This is a genomic window from Candidatus Moraniibacteriota bacterium (assembly GCA_016699795.1).
GTDB lineage: Bacteria > Patescibacteriota > Minisyncoccia > Moranbacterales.
The window spans coordinates 1,152,247-1,167,956 of sequence record CP065011.1; the positions used below are offsets into that span (position 1 = coordinate 1,152,247).

10 protein-coding genes are annotated in these 15,710 nt (G+C 34.4%); 3 read left to right on the plus strand and 7 right to left on the minus strand.

All coding sequences use genetic code 11. The features are described from left to right. Positions 1-10 precede the first annotated feature (10 nt). Positions 11-358 carry a 50S ribosomal protein L20 gene (gene rplT / locus IPN70_05370; GenBank protein QQS61284.1) on the plus strand — a complete coding sequence of 116 codons (348 nt, stop codon included), beginning with the start codon at positions 11-13 and terminating at the stop codon, positions 356-358. 628 nt (positions 359-986) lie between these two features. Here the strand turns inward: rplT and IPN70_05375 are convergent. The 5 genes from IPN70_05375 to IPN70_05395 all read right to left on the minus strand — a co-directional run bounded on the left by IPN70_05375 (position 987) and on the right by IPN70_05395 (position 9,772). Further along, a complete protein-coding gene (locus IPN70_05375; protein QQS61285.1) occupies positions 987-2,192 on the minus strand; it encodes a DEAD/DEAH box helicase in 1,206 nt (401 codons plus the stop codon). A gap of 267 nt (positions 2,193-2,459) precedes the next feature. After that, the gene (locus IPN70_05380) at positions 2,460-2,651 is read right to left on the minus strand and encodes a DUF2892 domain-containing protein (GenBank protein ID QQS61286.1); all 192 of its coding nucleotides are present in this window, start codon (positions 2,649-2,651) and stop codon (positions 2,460-2,462) included. Positions 2,652-2,768: 117 nt separating this feature from the next. Continuing rightward, entirely contained in the window at positions 2,769-3,764 is a 996-nt protein-coding gene (locus tag IPN70_05385; GenBank protein QQS61287.1) for a CapA family protein, read from the minus strand. Further along, the gene (gene amrB, locus IPN70_05390; GenBank protein ID QQS61288.1) at positions 3,751-4,716 is read right to left on the minus strand and encodes an AmmeMemoRadiSam system protein B; all 966 of its coding nucleotides are present in this window, start codon (positions 4,714-4,716) and stop codon (positions 3,751-3,753) included. Before amrB ends, IPN70_05385 begins: the two co-directional genes overlap by 14 nt. Next, the gene (locus IPN70_05395; GenBank protein ID QQS61289.1) at positions 4,688-9,772 is read right to left on the minus strand and encodes a hypothetical protein; all 5,085 of its coding nucleotides are present in this window, start codon (positions 9,770-9,772) and stop codon (positions 4,688-4,690) included. The genes amrB and IPN70_05395 overlap by 29 nt, the downstream gene beginning before the upstream one ends. 288 nt (positions 9,773-10,060) lie before the next feature. Between IPN70_05395 and IPN70_05400 the strand changes: the two genes are divergently transcribed. Both IPN70_05400 and IPN70_05405 read left to right on the plus strand, forming a co-directional pair. Further along, positions 10,061-13,171: a hypothetical protein gene (locus tag IPN70_05400; protein ID QQS61290.1), complete on the plus strand. Its 3,111-nt coding sequence runs from the start codon at positions 10,061-10,063 to the stop codon at positions 13,169-13,171. A gap of 156 nt (positions 13,172-13,327) precedes the next feature. Further along, entirely contained in the window at positions 13,328-13,945 is a 618-nt protein-coding gene (locus IPN70_05405) for a hypothetical protein (GenBank protein QQS61291.1), read from the plus strand. Here IPN70_05405 and IPN70_05410 read toward each other — a convergent pair. Together IPN70_05410 and IPN70_05415 are read right to left on the minus strand one after the other, a co-directional pair. Then, positions 13,935-14,225 (minus strand): hypothetical protein, encoded by a 291-nt coding sequence (locus tag IPN70_05410; protein QQS61292.1) that lies wholly within the window; start codon positions 14,223-14,225, stop codon positions 13,935-13,937. The two genes, IPN70_05405 and IPN70_05410, sit on opposite strands and share 11 nt — an antisense overlap. A gap of 229 nt (positions 14,226-14,454) precedes the next feature. Further along, complete coding sequence (locus IPN70_05415) at positions 14,455-15,627, minus strand: NADP-dependent malic enzyme (GenBank protein QQS61293.1); 1,173 nt, start codon at positions 15,625-15,627, stop codon at positions 14,455-14,457. Positions 15,628-15,710 lie beyond the last annotated feature (83 nt).

Here is a 15,710-nt window from a genome sequence, read left to right on the forward strand (position 1 = left end):
TTGAAGTACTATGAGCCGAGTAAAACGCGGAGTTGCCGCATCCAAAAGAAGAAAGAATGTTCTGAAACTTACGAAAGGTTTCAAATGGAGACGAAAGTCTCATTACCGAGCAGCAAAAGAAGCTGTTCTTAAAGCAGGAAAATATGCTTATCGTGATCGTCGAGCCAAAAAGCGAACTATGCGACGACTTTGGATTACTCGACTCAATATCGCTTTGAGAGAACTTGGAGTAAAGTACAGCCAATTTATTAATATGCAGAAAGAAAAGAAAAATGAACTTGATCGAAAAGTTCTTTCTCAGATGGCTGTAGAAAATCCTGAAATGTTTAAAACACTTGTACAAGAAATTATCAAATAAAGTTTTTCTTTATTTGTATTATTCCTTGAGAATAAAAATACCAGCTCTCCGGCTGGTATTTTTATTTTCTCTAACAAGTTTCTAAACGTAGCTGAATATATTATATATGAAACTTCGAAATAATTTTTCCTCTCTAGCTTACATAAAAAAAGAACTTAACCGTGTTTTGAATTTTAATTCCTATGGTGAAGATACATTCTATTTTTTCTTTTTGAAAAAATTTCAGTCTTGTTTTCCATTATTCTCATAACGCATAGACTGTTCGCATGCCCGAAAACACAGAACAACTCTTAAAAAATATTCTTTCTTGATAATTATTTCTTTATAAAAAATAGAATCAAAAAAAACTCCCGAAAATACATCGGGAGTTTTTGAAAAAAAGTAAGTCTGTTAATATTTTCTTTATTTTTTTTGACGTTCATTGTCCCACTCTTGTAATTTAGAGAGGACTTCTTTCCACAAGCGGTAAAAGGCTACAAAAGGAAGCCATAACCACAATGTTTTTCTCAGAAGTTTATCGATGAATTGATTCATAAACAAAAATTCAAATGGCTATAGCTTTATAGTACCTTTCATAAAAAGTTCGGTCAAATTTTAAGGAAAAATGAAAGATTCTTTTTTTTTCTTTCTAACGAAAGTTCTCTACAAAAGTCAAGGCATATCCTACGCGTCCAGCGCGTCCAGCACGTCCTATTCTATGAATATAATCAGAATAGCTTTGTGGTGTTGAATAATTGATAACGTGAGTTATATCAGCGACATCAATACCACGAGCTGCTACATCAGTAGCTACGAGAATTTTTATATAACCAGATCGGAACTTAGCAAGAACTCGCTGACGTTGTCCCTGTGTTTTATCTCCATGTGTAGCTTCTGCATAGAATCCTCGATCTTGAAGTTCTTTGCTCAAAGCATCAACGCCTCGCTTTGTTTCATCAAAGATTAATATTTTTTCGTCACGCTTCTCTATAAGAAGTTGGTGAAGTTTCTCAATTTTTTCTTGTCGAGAAACGTATTTTACAATATTTTGATGAATATTTTCACTCGTTTTTCCTTTCGTTACAGAAATAGTTACTGGATTCTTTGAAAATTCATTAATAAGATTTCGAGCTTTATCATCCAAAGTTGCAGAAAAGAAAAATGATTGTCTCTCTTTTGAACTTCGTGAAAGTATATCTCTCATATCTTCTACGAAACCCATATCGAGCATACGATCAACTTCATCAAGAACGATATGGTTGAAAAAATTCAATCGAAGTGTTTCTCTTTCAATATGATCTTTGATTCGTCCAGGAGTTCCCACAACCATTCGTGGTCGATGGGATAAATCTTTAAATTGTTGTCTCATAGGCGTTCCTCCTATAAGAAGAGCCCAAGGAATATTTCCTCCTTGAGAAAGGGTTCTCATTTCAAGAAAAATCTGTTCTGCCAATTCTCTTGTCGGAGCCATAATCAAAGCATGTGCTCGAGGGTCAGACAAAAGTCTGTGAATGATAGGAATAGCAAATGCCAAAGTCTTTCCTGTTCCTGTATTAGCAAGTCCAATAACATCTCTTCCTTCCAAAGCTAGAGGAATAGTTTGGTCTTGTATCGGAGAAGGATTTTGAAACCCTTTCTTCTCGATATTTCTTTTAAGCAAAGAATCTACAAAAAAATCACTAAAAGCGTTTTTTGGTTTATAGATATCTTCAGCCGAAATGATTGCTGGCTGAATAAATCTTGTTGGATGTATATTCTCTTTCTTTGGTCCTCTACTTCGAGTAGTCGGTCTTCTTCTATCAGAACCAAAAGCACTACGACCAAATTTTGGTCGATTATTTTTTTGAAAAGTCATAAATATGAATACTAAGAAAACAAATAATTATTTCGAGTGTTTCTGAAGATGAACATCGAAATAAGCTTGCCTTCTTCGGATTCATCACCAAGTTGAACAAAATTATCACATTTTTTTTAAAAAGTCAAGGGAATCGAAAATAGTATTAAAAATAAACCTTATTTCATTATTTTATCCCCTGAAAATTCTTTCTTTTTGGTAAAAAACGTAAAAAAGTCTGGCTATTTTCCATCTTTACTTTCTATAAAAGCAATTTCAATTCCTTTCTTATTTTTTCTTCAAAGGACATGTCTGAATTCCCAAAAGTGAATATAACCCGCAATAACCAAAGAAAACCGTCAATAAAAGCATTCCAGCAAATATATAGAACCAAGGGCTTACAGCGTAACCCAAATAAGCAAGGATAAGAGCGCCTATTCCGCGAACAATTTTATCAACATTTCCTATATTTTGTTTCATACCCATTTTTCTTATTATTTTTTAATACTCCATTTATTTCTCATACAAAACACTATCAACCAAAAAGAATTCTCAAAAGATTTCTTCACCCACATCACAAGTATACCACAAATTTCTTTATAAACTCGTCACACCCGTTTCTTTCATACTCACTGGAAATTCTTTTATTTCTATAGATTTTTTTTCTTTATCAAACATCACATTAACGACAAGTCCTTTTTTTACAGAAGTGTCAAAATACTGATCAAAAATAAAATTTCCTAAAGAATAATAAATAGTTTTTCCTTTATATACTTCTTTTTCTTGAATTACGTGAGGATGTGATCCTATTATCAAATCTGCACCCTCATCAATAAATGCATGCGCAAATTCTTTTTGTTTCTGATTGGAAATTGTTTTATACTCTTCTCCCCAATGAGTATAAACAATAACAAAATCAGATTGCTTTCTTTCTTCTCTTATGTGAAATAATGTTTCCTGCAAAGAAAAAGATGAAAACTGATTATAACTTACAAACGATAACATTACTCCTTGTATATTTTTTCGAAACGTGGTTTTTCCAGCAATTTCATCAAGAGCACCGAAATAATCCAAAGAGTTTTTTTCCAAATAATTTTGCGTCGAACGAATACCCTCATTACCAAAATTTCCTATATGATTGTTCCCCAAATGAGCAATTCGCATATTATATTTTAAAAGAAAAGAGACACTCATTGGATCAAAAGTGAAATAATAATTATCTCGAGAACCTATGGCACTTTTTTCTGATCGAGAAGGATTCTCTGTTATAGGACCTTCCAGATTCATTACCACAGCATCACTTTTTTGAAGAATATTTTGACTATCTTGAAGAAGAAAATCATAGCCATTTTTCTTTGCAACCGTTCGGATATACCGATCTAACATCACATCTCCTACAAAAAGCACCGATGCTTTTTTAGAGAGTTCTTTTTCTTCTTGAAAAACTTGGTCTTTTATTTCTTCAGATAAAACTAATTTTTTTCCATCACTTTCCTTTTCGATAGGAAAAATGTTTTTTCCCAAAAGAAATAAAAAGAATCCCAAAAAAGAAAGAATGAGAATAAATTTTAAATACTGTTTATTTTTCTTCATAAGGAAGTGTCGCTACTATACCAAAATAACTTGTTGTTTGTTCGAATGGCTTTCCTGTGAGCACACCCGAGTCTGTATCATACAAAACATGGAGTTTATTAAAGCCTGTTTTTTCCATCGTTCGAAGAAAAATTTCTAACGTTTCAGGAGAATCCACATTTTTATCATCGAATGATCGAATACTCGTATAATCATATGATTGCATAGCTTTCAAAGTTTCTTTATTTCGAATTTTTGCTTCCTTATTTGAAAGATAATGCGAGAAATCAAGAGAAGCTATAAATAAATTCTTTCCTTTTTTGTCCGAAAAATTCGAAAGAATCTGACTCATAGTTTCCACCATTTCATTCTCTGTATCCATTCTCACCAAAATAGGAACTACTCGAGCATTCGGGAAAAAAAACTTAACATGAGGAAGAATTCCAGAAATAGAATGCTCTCCTTCTAATACCTGAGGATTATTTTTTACAAAAGAATTTTGTAAAAGCGAATGGATTTTTTGTCCTTCACAACCAAAAGTACCCAAAGAAGTTTCCCAATTATAAAGACTTGTAGTAAAAAACGTTTTTCCTTTTCGATAATGATCGGGACCTATTACAAAAACCGTTTCGATACTATCCGAGGAAATTGACTCTAGAGTTCCAGCAATAATACGACTAGCCAATAAATGATGAGGGATAATTACACCACCAACATTTTCATTTGCATATTTTTTTCCTGTTTTTTCGTTTTTGGTACGAAAAAAGAGATCCTCATCAAAAAATCGATTTGTGTGTAGACCATTTTGACATACCATTTCTTCATTGTTCGAAAAACTTTCTTTTTCAGATGCAACAGACAAAGAATTAGTGTTCTTGTAGAAGAAAATCCCCACCGTAACACCACATAATAACAAAGTAATGGTTATCCCAAACGCAATATTTTTATTCATTCGTATTATTCTTTTTTTCATCCATTTTTTCTTCATTTCCTACGTTATTTTCAGTGTTCGAGTTATCTTCTGTTATGTTATTATTCTCTTTTTCATTTTCGAATTCTTCTTTTTTTCCCTTATTTAAGGAAAGAATTATCGCTTTTATACCAAAACCAACAGAAATAGCTCCAATAAGAAACAATATCATTGAAACAATATTTTTAAAAATACTGGATAAGTTTTTTTGTTGTTTATCTTTTTCTTGATGAATAAAATATTCAGATTCTTTAGCCAAATCTAACTTCTCAACAGCAGTTCTTCCATATACTTTGGGTTCATACATAAGCGATACAGTCGCTGGAGGTGCGAAAAACGTTCCAGCATGAGTCACTCGTGCCTTATAAGAATACCTTCTTATATCTGAGTCTGAGACTCCTTGGTCGGAAAAGATAACTCCATTTTTTGTATATTCTTTTTGTACTTGCCAATAAGAATCTTCCCAACCACTATAATTACCTTGAGACATTTGCTCATTTTTCATCTTCGTATTCACCGGAACCATTCCCGAAGGAAGTTGATCCTCTAATACAATATATTGTGATTCTGGTCGAATACCCGTTACTTCAAAGACAATATCAATACTATCTCCTACTCCAAAAGAATATTTTTCTCCTTTCGTATTTTTATATGATCGAGTGATGGTTAATCCTTGCGATTCTTGTGATTCTTCCATATTCGTTCGATATTCTCGAATCAAAAGAGTAGAAAAAATATTTCCCTGATCTGAAGTAATTCTTGCCTTGATATTTCCATTTTTGTCCGATTCAGAAAGAGGAAGTGCGATAGTGTCAAATTGATTCTTCGCATCAAAATATCCTCGTGCAACTTCTTTATCAGCAAGAAAAACTGAGTATGAAGAGGGTTTTTGATCTTGTCTTTCCAATCGAGCATATTCTGTAAGTCCTTGAATAACTTGTGCCGTAGCAAAAGTATTATGCCAATGTTGTTCCGTTCTATTTCTTGTAAGATACCTCACTATACCCACAATCATTTCACGGTCACCACCACCCATTACCAAAGCTCGAAGTCCCATTCCTGTAGAAGCAAATACTGAGCCAAAGTGATCCTTATTTCCAGTAGGAAAATAAAAAGCATCGCCTTCCTTTTGAAGTCTTGCCTGTAAGATATCTATTCCATTTTCAGAAGTATCGGTATATCCATTTCGAATATTAGTCATAACAGCATAAGAAAGTATATCTGGCGTTGCCTGGGAAGGAAAAAAATTAATCTTTTCTTTTGTTGTATTTTTCTCAAAAAGTGATCTTCCGTAGAGAGCCAAAACAGTCTTATCATAATTATCTTCACTCATTTCCACACTCTGTTCTTGGAAAAATCTCCTAGCTATATCAAGGACAACTTCATCAACAGGAAAACCACTCTTTTGAGCTCGAAGAAGATATTCTGTGACATAAACACTCACAAAAATATCTGACTCTCCATAATTACCCCACCAGTTCCAGCCTCCATCTTCATTTTGCATATTTAAAAGACGTTTCACGCCTTCTTCCAACATTTTAGAAATATTTTTATCTTCCAAAATTTCCTTATAAAAATCAGAGTTTTCTTTGGCAATAACAGTAGGAACAAATCGACTCGTTGTTTGTTCCACACAACCATAAGGATAATCGACTAAATATTTCATAGCTGAAGGAAGAGAACCTACCAATGTAGAAGAAATATTTAATTCAAACAAAGATTTTTCAAGATAGCTATCGTTATGAAGACTAAAAGTATATTCTTTCTCCCCTTCTCCTCCAAAAGCCTGCTGATCCCAAAATCCCTGTTTTATAATAGGAAGGGAAAGCGTAACAACATCCCGAACAGACTCATCATTGATATCTTGTAGAGAAAAAGATATTTCATGTTTTTCTTTCTCCTTCTTTGGTTGTATTTTCCAAAAAACTCTCTGTGATTTTTCAGATTCTAAAGTAATTTTCTTTTCACTTTCTTCCACATCCCCCCCATCGGAAAAATCTAAATTAACACGAAATGTTCTCTCTTTATCGCTAAAATTTTGAATAAGAGCAGTGAGATACAAGGAATCCCCTTTATAAAGAATTCTTGGAAGTTGTGGCCGGATAATAACATTTTTAGATACAATAATTTCATTTGTGGCATTTCCAACTTTTGCGTCTTTCGTTGCAGAAACAGCAGAAAGCACCCACGTAGTGAGATTATCAGGAACGACAAAAGAAACAGTAGCTTTTCCATTTTTATCTGTTTGAATAGAAGGGTTCCAATAAGCCACATCTTCAAAAACTGTTCGTGCATCTCCTCCATCCTTACCATTATGAACCCAGAATCCATTCGCAAAATATGAATAATAAGTATCGATTTCTAGATTAAAAACATCCATCGAATCTCGTTTCCAATCGAGAGTTTCCACAACGACATTTTTTCCTTCTTTATCAACCAAAACATCTCCTTTTCGTATTTCATCTGCACGTTTCCATATGCCATTAGCAAAGAGAATGTGATTTGTAGTCACACGAAGATTCTCATTAAACGTTATATACCCAGAAACTTTTTGATGATGCGTTTTTTCTACCTGTGCCGAGATGAGCGTTGCATCTGTCGAACTTTTTCTTGTTTGTATCCATTCACCCATTTGAACATCTTTTATCGATTTTTCTGAACCATCCGCCATAAGAATTTGTGTATCTCCAGAAAAACATCCCCCCATTTCGGCAGTGTTAATTCCAATACCTTCAAGAGAATGTGCGTCTTCAGTACCATTCCACCTAAGTCCCCAAAATGTTGAAGAGATATCTAAAGTATTTGCATCAGAAAGTTCAAATATTGCCTTATCAACAGCCCAAAGTGTAACTTCTGCTTCTTGAGGAATTCCTTTTTTATTTTTTACATCCAAAGATACTGTAACTGTTTCCCCGGGTTCATAATGATTCTTATCCGGAGTAATACTTATATCAAGCAATTCAGAATCCGTAGAGACTTTAATTTCTTTTTGCACATCTTCAAGGGAATTATTATTAAAACTCGAAACATTTAAAAATATATTAGGCATATCACGTTCCCCGATAGATTCTTCCCATACAGTATCTTTTCCTGAAAGAGAAAGTACTTTATAGCGGTGGACATATTCTCTTTCAAAAGTAACAAAAACATCTCTTTTGGAAATATCTGAAACGAGTTTTATTTCTGCTTTTTCTCCTGGATTATATTTTTCTTTTTCAAGTAATATATTTAGAAGAGAATCCTCACCACTCGGGGAAGAATCATATCCATTCTCATCAACTATCCAAAGATAAAATTTCTTTCCTACAACATTTCCTTGATCATCCATTCCCGAAACAAGAACAGAATAAGATCCTTCATGGGTAGGGGAAAATTCAATAGAAGCTTTCCCTTTTTTATCTGTTTTTATTTTCCAGGTATCTAATATTCCTTCTTTATTTTCAAAACCGTTTGGGAACTCATATTTATCAGCATTTTTCTCCCACCATGAATAGGAAACATCCACAGAAAGATCTCTTCCATCAAGAGAAGTATCTCTGAACGCATGGAGTTGAATATCTATTTTTTGTTTTTCTCCAACACGACTCCCGTACCATTCATTATCTCGATATATTCCAAAGTCAGCACTTCGTACAAGAACATTTTTTCTTTCTATAACAGACTGTCCTGTTTCTGACTCCATTACCATTTCAATTCCATATATTTCTGTAGCATTTTGAGTATTTTTTGCCAAAAATGAAATAGTTCCTTCTCCATTATCATCAAGAACTATCTCTTCTGAAAGATTCTCTTCTTCACTATAGTATCCATAGAAATTATTACTATCATCTTCTTCAGTAAAAAAATCATATTCATAATAAGCACTCTGAGACACCTTATAAGAAACCTTTTGTCCAGAAACAGGCTCTCCAGAAAAATAAGAACCCTTCACATTCAAAGTAATTTCTTCTCCCGAAATAATCTCTTTTTCAGTTACAAGTTCAGCATCAAGTCCGAACTCTGGTTTTTCGTAATATTCTATAGAGAAATAATTAGATGAAGAGGGGTAATCTTCCTCATTCGAACCCTCAAAATACACATCCAAATTATATCCACCAGTCTTTACACTTTCAGGTATTTGAAATTCTCCATCAAAAGAACCTTTTTCGGAAATAGTATATGTTTTGGTAAAAATAACCTCTCGCTCTTCTCCCCAACCAGAATATAACTCTACACGAGCCGATCCTTTGGGAATACTATAGCGAACATCATCATCTTCTCGAAGTATCGATTTAAAATAAATCTTATCTCCAGGTTGATACATCGGTCTATCTAAAAAAAGAAATGATTTTTGACTAGGAACACGTTTATCAAAGATAGTATAATCCCCCCAACCATAATTCAGATATCGCAAATTAAGAGGAATCACTGCGTATGATCCACCATATTCTGCTACCGCAATATCATAATCCTGAGAAAGAGGAGTTATCGCTATACCATCATCACCACTAGAGGCGAGCTCTTTTTCAGAAACTTTTTCTCGCAAATTATATACACGAATATTTGCCCCAGCGACCGATCGTTTCGTTTCGAAGTCTTGTGTCCAAAAAATAAATTCATTATCCCCTTCTTTTGCAATTGTCCCAAAAGTCGAACGAATAACAAAAGAATATAACGATTCCTTTTCACTATAAATATGTAATAAAAAAATTCCACTTTTCTCTAAGGGCAAAGTAACTCGTCCATTTGAATGAGGAAGAGAAATAATTTTTGTTAATTGAGAAGGATCGATGATAAAGGATTTTTGCTCTTTTTCTTTCTCATATCGAAGAAATTCAAGGACTTTTCCAATATTTGATCGATAGACATCCACCGTTATTTCTCCTGAGATATTCTCTCCTCCTACATTTACCACAGGTTCATCCGTAGAGGCTATAGGTATAATTCCATTTCTTTCATACATATTCTGACCATATACATAGAGATATGGGTCATCATTTCCTTGAGCTTTCGCAGTACATTCAACTCTCAAAAAAAGAAAAGAAACAAGAATCCAAAAAAACAAAGAAGGATATTTCATATTTTTTAATTTTTATAATTCTATCTTTATAATACTCTCAAGAAAGAAAATGTAAAAATCAAAAAACTTTTTATCCATCCTCCCACGCGTTCCTTTCAAGTCAAAAATATATTTTTTAAAAAAAATAATTTAACTCTTCTTTATTCTTTTTAAGTTCTTACTCATGAAAAAATATGAAATAATCCTAATGCTGAAACAATATAGCTCCTCCCTCTTCCCCCCAGCCCTCTTTTGTGCTATAAAAGAAGGAGTTTTATTCAATTGAACAAGCAATAAAAAAATAAATATATGCAATGGAAAGAGAAAAAGATTTCGATACTTCTTTTCGGAATGTTTTTTTTGTTTTTCTCTTTGATTTCTCCTATTTTTGCACAGGAGACAGAAGAGCAAACACAAGAATCATTAAGAAAAGATCAGATACTCTTTAAAGAACCAACAGAAGAAGAATTAAAAGCTTCCAAACCCGATACTACAACGGAAGTTATGGATGCTCGTATTCTTTCTCAAAGAGGAAATGTTTTTGATATAGAATTTTCTCTTACGAATGGATTAGGAATACAACCTGATGTTCGTTATAGCATACGTCTTGTAGATGGAACGACTAATGATTTCTATTTCGCAACTCTCGATGAAAAAATATATCCTGAAATCATTTCTTTAGGAGAAAATGCTTCCCTTAAAAAACAAATTACCTATACAGCTCCAGAGTATCTTTCGGGAGAATACACACTTTCTCTTTTTGCTTCCAATAGTTCTGGAAGACTTCTTAGTCTTAATACAGTAGGAGAAGGAAAGATAACACTTACTTCTTCTAAACCTTTTGTATTTATTGAAAGAAAAAGTTGCAAACTTAGTGTAAAAGGAGAAGCAGGAAAAGAATATACTCTTGAACAAGGACTTGATGTAAAAAAAGAAGAAACCATGCTTCTTACTTGTGGAGTAAAGAATAATACAAAAGAGAAACTCACTCTTATTCCTACTTTCAAAACATTTGAGCGAAATAGTTTCGGAAAACCCATAGAAGACATTCCGGCTTCTCAAGAACAATTTATTCTTAATGCTGGAGAAACAAAAACACTCACTCTAGAAGTTCCTTTGGCAAACATCCCTCAGGCTTACGATACAAAACTGAGTTTTACAAATACAGAAAACATTCCTTCCAATGAAATCATTAGTCACTATGTCATACAGGGAAAGAGTGCGACCATAGGTAATCTTCTTTTAGATAAGAAATCTTACACAAAAGGAGAAACAGCAAATGTTGAGCTTTTTTGGTCTGGATCTGCTGATACTTTTTTTGGTTCTCGAGCAGGACTTCAAGAAAAAGAAGATATCATAGCAAGTATTCTTCTTTTGGATGAAAAGAATACTCCTTGCACACAAGAATCAAAGACTGTTTTAAATAATCTCAATAGAAACAAAGCTTTCATTCAAATTCCCATAATTGCAGAATGTCCTTCTTACCAAGCTCAAGTAGATATGAGAGATGCGAATGGAAATGTTCTTGCGCAAAAAACCTATTCTTTTTTGAAAGTACAAGAGAAAGGAATAAATGATTTAAGAGAAAAAGCTTTAATCAACGAAGAAGAAAGAAATCCAGTTTTTCTTTTTCTTTCTCTTAGTGTTTTTCTTTTGCTTGTTATGCTTATTCTCTTCGTAGTAAAGAAAAGAGGAGGAAGAAAGAGTGTGCAAAAAATAGTTTCTTTTCTATTCTTCTTGGGGTTTTTTTCTGTAGGATTGATGACGAATGTTCATGAGGCGGATGCGGCATCACAAACTGCAGACTACGGGGCGTGTGTGACGTATTATTCAGCAAAAGACTGGAAAATCGAAGATTGTACCCAAAATCATAAAACAGCCTTCTTTAGTAAACCTGATGGCATTGTATGGTCTGGAGCACCAGGGACATATCCTGCTTTTACATTCATAGATTATGGCTATACCCTTACGATTTCCACAGAAAAATCAGTATATCAAGATAATGAGGGAATAAAGTATAATTTTTCTTTGAGCAATGTTGCTCATGGAGGCTCTTTAATACTAGGACAACGAGATCTTAGTTGTCCCGACATGGCCTTTGGTTGCGGTGATATAATTCGCTATACTCAAAATATTCATTGGAGTAATGCAAGTAGCGTGATTAGTGAACCCGCCCTGCTTTTGGGATATACTCATGTACACTATATGTGCTACAGCACTAATGGTAAACCTAATGAGTTTGACATTCCTGTTGGCATGTGGGAACAAGAAACGTATGGAAAATATGGCCCCAAATTTGTAGGCAAAACGGGAATAAATTTTTACGTTAAAATTAAAGGAATTTATGATTCTCAGTGGGACTCTTGGGACGGCTCTTGTGGACTCGCTGATAGAGGAAAATATCAAGATAAATCTGAAATAAAGGGAAGTGATTTATGTAATACCTATCCTCTTCCTAGAAATGGACTCCCGACATCCCCTCTTCCTATTTCTTCTCCTACTACTGAGCTTATAACTCTTAAGGGTAATAAATTTACATGGTCTTGTCCGGGAAATTGCTACGGAGAAGCAGATCAATGTAGTGCAGATTATGTTGTGGGCGTTTGTGGCTCCGCCAATGGGACTCATCCCTATTATGAAACAATATTTGCTCCAGGGAGAGATCAATTCTGTAGTTCAGGAACAGCTAGTCCTGTAAAACCAATTTTTCCAAATGTTCAAGGAGGTTCTGTTTCTTGGACGTGTGACAAAACCTTTTGCACTGCGTATCGCGGACTTCAAGGTGTGTGTGGATCTGCTAGCGGGAACTCATTTGAAACGTTAACCCCTACCTCTCCTAATATGTGTTCTCGGGGATCAGTAACAGGATTTAAATTAGTAGGATCTACTTTCAGTTGGGTTTGTGCAGGTTCAAATGGAGGGCCTAATTCTCTTCCTCCCTGTTCAGCAAATAAATCTATAAGTCCTCCAGAAGCAATAAATGGAAAATGTGGAACGAATTCAGACAATTATTCTTGTTCTACTAATACATATCCTGGTGGGGGAACATTTTGTGCACTTGGAACATTAAGCCCTCCTTCACCACTACCAGACTTTCCTGTTCAGGGAGGTGTGGAAACTTGGGACTGTCTAGGTGAAAATGACGGCACGAAAGCGCCGGGGGGTTGTATAGCAAAAAGAGATGATGTTAGTCAAGTTTCTTGTAAAGCAGACATATCTTGTCTTAAAGGAAATGTGAGTGAATATGATGCAGGTCAGCTTTGTGGCACAGGAAATACTTTTGCGATTGGGGGGAAACCAAAATATGCTTCTGGGGAATGGACATGGACCTGTCAGGGGAATAGCTGCACATCTCCTCCAAATCAAACTAAAGAATGCAAAGCTCCTCAATGTGCAAAATACGAAGAAGTAGCTCCGTAAACTAAAAAAGAAACTAAAAAATAATTTGATAAAATATATTATTTCTAATAGAGTTGGCGAGTTTAGAATAAATTATTTATTTCTAAAAATAAATAAAAAGAAAAAATTGCAGCTATGTGCTATGATTGTGTTCGTATCTAATATTTTATCTACTCTATGTTTGAAAAAGCTTTCATTCCTTCAAGTAATTCTTCTGAAAAGAACAATCAAGAATTTTTTTCTCCTTCTGAAAAAATAGAAAATTTTCTTCGCGATCACAATTTCAACAAAGCCAATCAAAGAGATGTTCTTGCTATAACTCAAGATTCTTCTCTTTTATGTAGGAGTCTTAATTTTTCTGATATTGAAAAGCTTTTAGAAGAGCAATATAAAACATTCAGAATACCTACCCAAGAAGAGGCCAATACTTGCTCGATGTCTTTTGGAGAGGGAATACGCACAGCTTTACAAGAGGGTTTTTCTCAAGATATTTCTCGTGGTATGAAATTTGTCCTCTCCTTCACATCTAGTTCAGTCAAACAATCTTCTCTTCAAAAAGATTCTCCTCTTTGGGAAACAAAACCAAAAAATTCTCATCTTTTTTGTAAAATAGAAGGTCATCTTAGTTTGAGCAATATAAAAATGATAACCATTCGTTTTCATAAAGATGCCCTTCCTTTTGATGAACAAGAAGATCTCGAAGAAAATGAACTTTCTTTTCTCACGAAACATTATATAAAAAAAGAGGCTGAATTATCCGAAGATATTCAGCCATTTTCCCCAACTATTCACTAATTTCCTTCACACAGAAGGAGTAAAAAGGAGTTTCGGGGATAATCTCAATCCTTTTCTGTTCGATAATCGTGCCACAATGAGCGCAAATACCAAATTGTCCCTGTTCAATCCTTTTGAGAGCAAAATCAATCCGAACAATGTCGGAACGAGAATGCCCCAAAGATCGAGACCCACCAGTTTTCAGGATCTGTTCTTTCGATTCCCTCCTGGCAATGAGCCATCCTCTAATAAATTGGAGGTACCCCTCCGAAAGATAATTGTCATGATCACTTTCCTTCATAAAAAACTCCACTTCTTTAGGGAGGAAAAGAATACCACACTTTAATAATAAAGTTAATGTTTTCGTAATAGCCCAATAGCTTGGACACTTTACTATATTTTTTCGTAAACTCTATAGATAGTATCATATAGTCAAGACATTTTTTCACTACGAAAAACTAGCCCCTCTTTCTCCAAGAAATCTCATTATATTTTTATTTGATTTTTTAATAAATAATTAATACAAAAAACTACATTCTCACCGCATCAGAAACCGCTCTAAGAACATTTCTGTCAAAAGGTTCTGGAATAATATTTTCCGCTGTAATTTCTTGTACACAACCAGCGAGATTATAGGCCGCTCGAAGAAATATTTCATCGTTAAATTGAATTATTTTGTGATCCAACGCCCCACGAAAAAGTCCTGGGAAAACGAGGACGTTATTAATTTGATTGGGAAAATCACTCCTTCCCGTAGCAACCACGCTCGCCCCAGCTGCTAAAGCATCCTCTGGCAAGATTTCAGGCGTAGGATTGGCAAGTGCAAAAATAATAGGATTTGGATGCATACGTCGAATCAAATCTTTTGTCAAAACACCTCCAAGACTCACACCTATAAAAACATCCGCATCTTGAATTCCAGCTTCTAATCCCCCCGTGATACAACGCGGGTCATCAATATCTATTCGGCATGCAATATTTGTAAGAATAGAAAGTTTTTCTTTTTCACTATTCATATCTATCCGTCCAGGATAAAGTGCTCCTCTACTGTCGGAAACAATAATATTTTCAAATCCATCCAAAAGTAATAATTTTACAATAGCCACGCCAGCAGAGCCTGCACCATTTACCAAAATTTTAGCTGTTTTTTTATCTAAGCCTCGGAACTTTAAAGCATTTAGAAGCCCAGCCAAAACGACGATGGCTGTTCCGTGTTGATCATCATGCATCACTGGAATATCCAATTCTTTCGTAAGTCTTGATTCTATCTCGAAACAACGAGGTGCTGAAATGTCTTCGAGATTTATTCCTCCGAATGTTGGAGCAATTGCCTTAATAATAGACACAATTTCATCCACATTCTGTGTATTAAGAACAATTGGCACAGCATTAATATCTCCAAATCTTTTAAATAAAGCTGCTTTCCCCTCCATAACAGGAAGCGCGGCCAAAGCACCAAGATTTCCTAATCCTAAAATTGCAGAACCATCAGAAACGACAGCAATGGAATTATGTTTAAAAGTAAGTTCTTTAGCTCTCTCTGGATCTTTATCAATCACACGGCATACTTCTGCCACACCAGGAGTATACGCTAGCGCAAGATCTTCTCGAGTTTCCAAAGGAACACTACTTTCAACAGAAATTTTCCCATGATGTTTTTTATGAAGTTCAATTGATTTATCCCCAATATTTTCTATTATCATAATTTTTCCTTAAAAATACCATTCTTAATACACCACCACTCCTATAAAAGTCACTTAGCCAAAAGATTTGAAAAAAATTACTT